We start from the raw sequence: 4,599 nt of genomic DNA on the forward strand, positions 1-4,599 counted from the left end.
GCCCTGCGCGGGCCGGCACCCGGCTCGCGCACGGGGCGGCGCTGCCTCCCGTGCGGCGGCGTCGCGGACGACGCGGGAACGCGCCGCGCGTCGCCCCGTGCGGAGCCGGGCGGGGCAGATGCGGACGGGCCGCACGGGGCGGAGTCTCAGACGCGCCGCACGGGGCGGTCAACCGACCGCAGGGGCGGGCGGGCAGGGACCGGGAGCAGGCACCAGCGGGGCTCGGGAGCGGGCGGCCGCCCGCACGGGGCGGTGCGCCTACCCCGCACGGGGCGGCCCCGACCCCGCCCCGTGCGGTGGCGTCAGCCGGTGGGCCGGACCGTCAGGTCGGTGAGGTGGGTGCCGCGCGGCAGGTCGAGCGCGGTCAGCACGGTGGTGGCGACCGACTCCGGGGTCATCCAGCGGGCGGCGTCGTACTCCTTGCCCTCCTGCTGGTGGACCTTGACCTGCATCGGGGTCGCGGTGCGGCCGGGGTAGACGGAGGTGACGCGCACGCCGTGGGGCTGCTCCTCGCCGCGCAGCGAGTCCGCCAGGGCCTTCAGCCCGTGCTTGCTGGCGGCGTACGCGCCCCACTGCGGGTGGGCGTGCAGCCCGGCCCCGGAGTTGACGAAGACCACGTGGCCGCGGGTCAGCCGCAGCTGCGGCAGCAGCAGGCGGGTGAGTTCGGCGGGGGCGACCAGGTTGACGGCGAGCTGGTGCTGCCAGGCGGCGGGCGTCAGCTCTCCGACCCCGCCGAGGTCCACGACGCCGGCGACGTGCAGCAGCGAGTCGATCCGGTCGGGCAGCTGCTGGTGTCCGAGTGCCCAGGACAGGCGTGAGGGGTCGGACAGCTCGCCCACGAGGGTGCGCGCGCCGGGGAAGCGGGAGGCGAGCTCCTTGGCGCGGCCGGCGTCGCGCGCCCAGAGCCAGAGGTCGTCCCCGCGTTCGGCGAGTCGTTCCGCGAGTGCCGCGCCGATGCCGGACCCGGCGCCGGTGATCACATGAGTAGCCATGTCGCCATGATTCCCCACCGCGTCATGCGTGGTAGAGAGGGGTGAGGGAGGCATGCATGCGAATCGCGTTGAGTCAGTTGGTGTCGAGCACCGATCCGGAGCACAACCTCCGGGTGATCGCCGAGCAGGCGGAGCGGGCGGCCGAGGAGGGGGCGGAGGTGGTCGTGTACCCCGAAGCGGCGATGGCCCGGTTCGGGATTCCGCTGGGACCCGTCGCCCAGCCGCTGGACGGTCCCTGGGCCAACGGGGTGCGGGAGGTCGCGGAACGCACCGGGCTGCTGCTGGTGGCCGGCATGTTCACGCCCGCCCCGGACGGCCGGGTCAACAACACCGTGCTGATCACCGGACGCGGGGTGGACACCCACTACGACAAGCTGCACCTCTTCGACGCGTTCGGCTTCGCGGAGTCCGACACGGTGGCGCCCGGCCACCGCGCCGTGACGGTGCCGTTCGACGGGACCACCATCGGGGTGGCGACCTGTTACGACGTGCGGTTCCCGGAGCTGTTCCGGCAGCTCGCGGAGGACGGCGCCCGGGTGGTGCTGCTGCCCGCCTCGTGGGGGGCGGGGCCGGGGAAGATCGAGCAGTGGGAGGTGCTGGTGCGGGCCCGGGCGCTGGACAGCACCTGCTGGGTGGCGGCCTGCGATCAGGGCGACCCGCACTCGGTGGGGGTGACCCCGTCGGCCAAGGCGCCGACCGGCGTGGGTCACAGCATGGTTGTCTCCCCCCTCGGCGAGGTGGTCGGCCGCCTCGGCGCCGAGCCCGGGCTGGTGACGGTGGAGGTCGACCCGGAGAAGACGGTGGACGAGGCGCGGCACGCCGTCCCGGTGCTGACCAACCGCCGCATCGACGTGCTGCCCGGGTGACCGGGCGCGGTCGGCGGCCGGGGCGCGGTGCGCTCCGACCGCCGACCGCCGACCCACGGCGTACATGGCGACCGTGCGGCCGCCCCGGGGCGTGCGGCCGCCGGGAGGGTTCAGCGGCCGGCCGGGGCGTCGTCGGGGGTGCGACGGGTCGCCGCGATCGTGGCCGACCCGACGACGCGGGTGCCGTCGTAGAGGACCACGGCCTGGCCGGGGGCGACGCCGCGCACCGGCGCGTCAAAGCTGACGTGCAGTTCCTCGCCCGCGGGCACGGCGGTGACGGGTGTCTCGTCGCCGTGGGCGCGCAGTTGCGCCGTGTAGCGTGCGGGCCCCTGCGGCGGGGTGCCGCACCAGCGGGGCCTGATGGCCGTCAGCGCACGGACGTCGAGGGACTCCGCGGGGCCGACCGTCACGGTGTTGTCGACGGGTGAGATGTCGAGCACGTAGCGCGGCTTGCCGTCGGGGGCGGGCCGGCCGATCCGCAGTCCCTTGCGCTGTCCGACGGTGAAGCCGTGGGCGCCCTGGTGGGTCCCGATCCGCTCACCGTCCTCGTCCAGGATGTCGCCCTCGGCCTCGCCGAGTCGGGAGGCGAGGAACCCCTGGGTGTCGCCGTCGGCGATGAAGCAGATGTCGTGGCTGTCGGGCTTCTTGGCGACGGCCAGGCCGCGCCGTTCGGCCTCGGCACGGATCTCGGCCTTGGTGGTGAGGGTGTCGCCGAGCGGGAACAGGGCGTGCGCGAGCTGCCGCGCGTCCAGCACCCCGAGGACGTAGGACTGGTCCTTGGCCTCGTCGGAGGCGCGGTGCATCTCGCGCTCGCCGTCGGGCCGGGTGACGATCCTGGCGTAGTGGCCGGTGCAGACGGCGTCGAAGCCGAGAGCGAGGGCACGGTCGAGCAGCGCCGCGAACTTGATGCGCTCGTTGCAGCGGAGGCAGGGGTTGGGGGTGCGGCCCGCCCGGTACTCGTCGACGAAGTCGTCGACGACGTCCTCACGGAAGCGTTCGGCGAGGTCCCACACGTAGAACGGGATGCCGATGACGTCGGCGGCGCGGCGCGCGTCCCGGGAGTCCTCCAGGGTGCAGCACCCGCGCGCGCCGGTGCGGAACGACTGGGGGTTGGCGGAGAGCGCCAGGTGGACACCGGTGACGTCGTGGCCGGCCTCGGCGGCGCGGGCGGCGGCCACGGCGGAGTCGACCCCGCCGGACATCGCGGCGAGGACACGCAAACGGGGAGTGGCAGTCATAACGCGTTCCAGGGTACGGGCCGCGCGCGCCGTGCCGGGCGGCGGTGCGCCCGGCCGCGACGGGCCGCGGCCCGACCTGTCTCCGGGGTGGTCAGCTCAGTCCGGCGCCCCGTGCGCGTTCCACGGCCGGCCCGATCGCCGCCGCGAGCGCCGCGACCTCCTCGCGCGTCGAGGTGTGCCCGAGCGAGAACCGGAGCGTCCCCCGGGCCAGGTCGCTGTCCGCGCCGACCGCCAGCAGGACGTGGCTGGGCTGGGCGATCCCGGCGGTGCAGGCGGAGCCCGTGGAGCAGGCGATGCCCTGGGCGTCCAGCAGCAGCAGCAGGGAGTCGCCCTCGCAGCCGGGAAAGGCGAAGTGGGCGTTGCCCGGGAGTCTGCCCGCCGGGTCCGGGTCGCCGTTGAGCACCGCGTCGGGGACGGCGGACCGGACGGCCTCGACGAGGTCGTCGCGCAGGGCGCCGACATCGCGTGCGAAGGCCTCTCGGCGGGCCGTCGCGGCGTCGGCGGCGACGGCGAAGGCCGCGACGGCGGGCACGTCGAGCGTTCCGGAACGCACGTCGCGCTCCTGACCGCCGCCGTGGAGCACCGGTGTGGGGCTCCACTCCCGTCCGAGCAGCAGCGCCCCGACCCCGTAGGGCCCGCCGATCTTGTGGCCGGAGACCGCCATCGACGCGAGGCCGGAGGCGGCGAAGTCGACCTCGACCTGGCCCACGGCCTGCACCGCGTCGGAGTGCACGGGAATCCCGTACTCGGCGGCCACCGCGGTGAGTTCCGTGACGGGCTGAAGCGTCCCGATCTCGTTGTTGGCCCACATGACGGTGACCAGGGCGACGTCCTCCGGCTCACGGGCAATGGCCTCGCGCAGCGTCTCGGGGTGGACCCGGCCCAGGTGGTCGACGGGGAGCCACTCGATGCGTGCGCCCTCGTGGTCGCCGAGCCACTGCACGACGTCCAGCACGGCGTGGTGCTCGACCGGGGTGGCCAGCACGCGCACCCGGCGCGGTTCGGCGGCCCGGCGGGCCCAGTAGAGTCCTTTGACGGCGAGGTTGTCGGCCTCGGTGCCGCCGGAGGTCAGCACGACCTCGCTGGGCCGGGCGCCCACGGCCGCGGCGAACTGCTCGCGCCCCTCCTCGACGGTGCGCCGGGCGCGCCGCCCCGCGGCGTGCAGCGCGGAGGCGTTGCCGGTCAGTGGCAGCTGGGCGGCCATGGCCGCGATGGCCTCGGGCAGCATCGGGGTGGTCGCGGCGTGGTCGAAGTACGGCATCGTGCGGCCGATTCTACGAGCCCCGCGCCGCCGGGTGCAGGGCGCCCGAGCGGGCCGGGGAACCGTGGCGGCCGCGGTGGCGTTGTTCGGGCCGAGGACCGGAGGAGCAATGGACAGGCAACCGGAGCGCGACACGCCTCGTCCCGGCCGCGACGGCGGACGGGGCGATCGGGTCGCCGGCGACGGCGCGGGCCCCGCGGCCGACACCGGCGACGGCGGCGCGGCGGCGCGCGGCTCAGCAG

At 75.6% G+C, this 4,599-nt stretch carries 4 protein-coding genes; 1 reads left to right on the plus strand and 3 read right to left on the minus strand.

Annotated features, from left to right (window positions below):
• Nucleotides 1-302: 302 nt before the first annotated feature.
• Nucleotides 303-992, minus strand: a complete 690-nt coding sequence (locus tag HCN56_RS23855; protein ID WP_167974464.1) for an SDR family oxidoreductase — start codon at nt 990-992, stop codon at nt 303-305.
• A 56-nt stretch (nt 993-1,048) separates the two neighbouring features.
• On the opposite strand from HCN56_RS23855, the gene HCN56_RS23860 reads away from it, so the two are divergent.
• Nucleotides 1,049-1,858, plus strand: coding sequence for a carbon-nitrogen hydrolase family protein (locus HCN56_RS23860; RefSeq protein WP_167974466.1), 810 nt, complete (start codon nt 1,049-1,051; stop codon nt 1,856-1,858).
• 110 nt (nt 1,859-1,968) lie between these two features.
• Here HCN56_RS23860 and mnmA read toward each other — a convergent pair whose 3' ends face one another.
• Both mnmA and HCN56_RS23870 read right to left on the minus strand, forming a co-directional pair.
• Nucleotides 1,969-3,096 (minus strand): tRNA 2-thiouridine(34) synthase MnmA, encoded by a 1,128-nt coding sequence (gene mnmA / locus HCN56_RS23865; protein WP_167974468.1) that lies wholly within the window; start codon nt 3,094-3,096, stop codon nt 1,969-1,971.
• 91 nt (nt 3,097-3,187) lie between these two features.
• Nucleotides 3,188-4,357 (minus strand): cysteine desulfurase family protein, encoded by a 1,170-nt coding sequence (locus HCN56_RS23870; protein WP_167974470.1) that lies wholly within the window; start codon nt 4,355-4,357, stop codon nt 3,188-3,190.
• Between the last annotated feature and the right edge of the window lie 242 nt (nt 4,358-4,599).

The sequence above is a fragment of the Streptomyces lonarensis genome, from assembly GCF_012033735.1.
Lineage (GTDB): Bacteria > Actinomycetota > Actinomycetes > Streptomycetales > Streptomycetaceae > Streptomyces > Streptomyces lonarensis.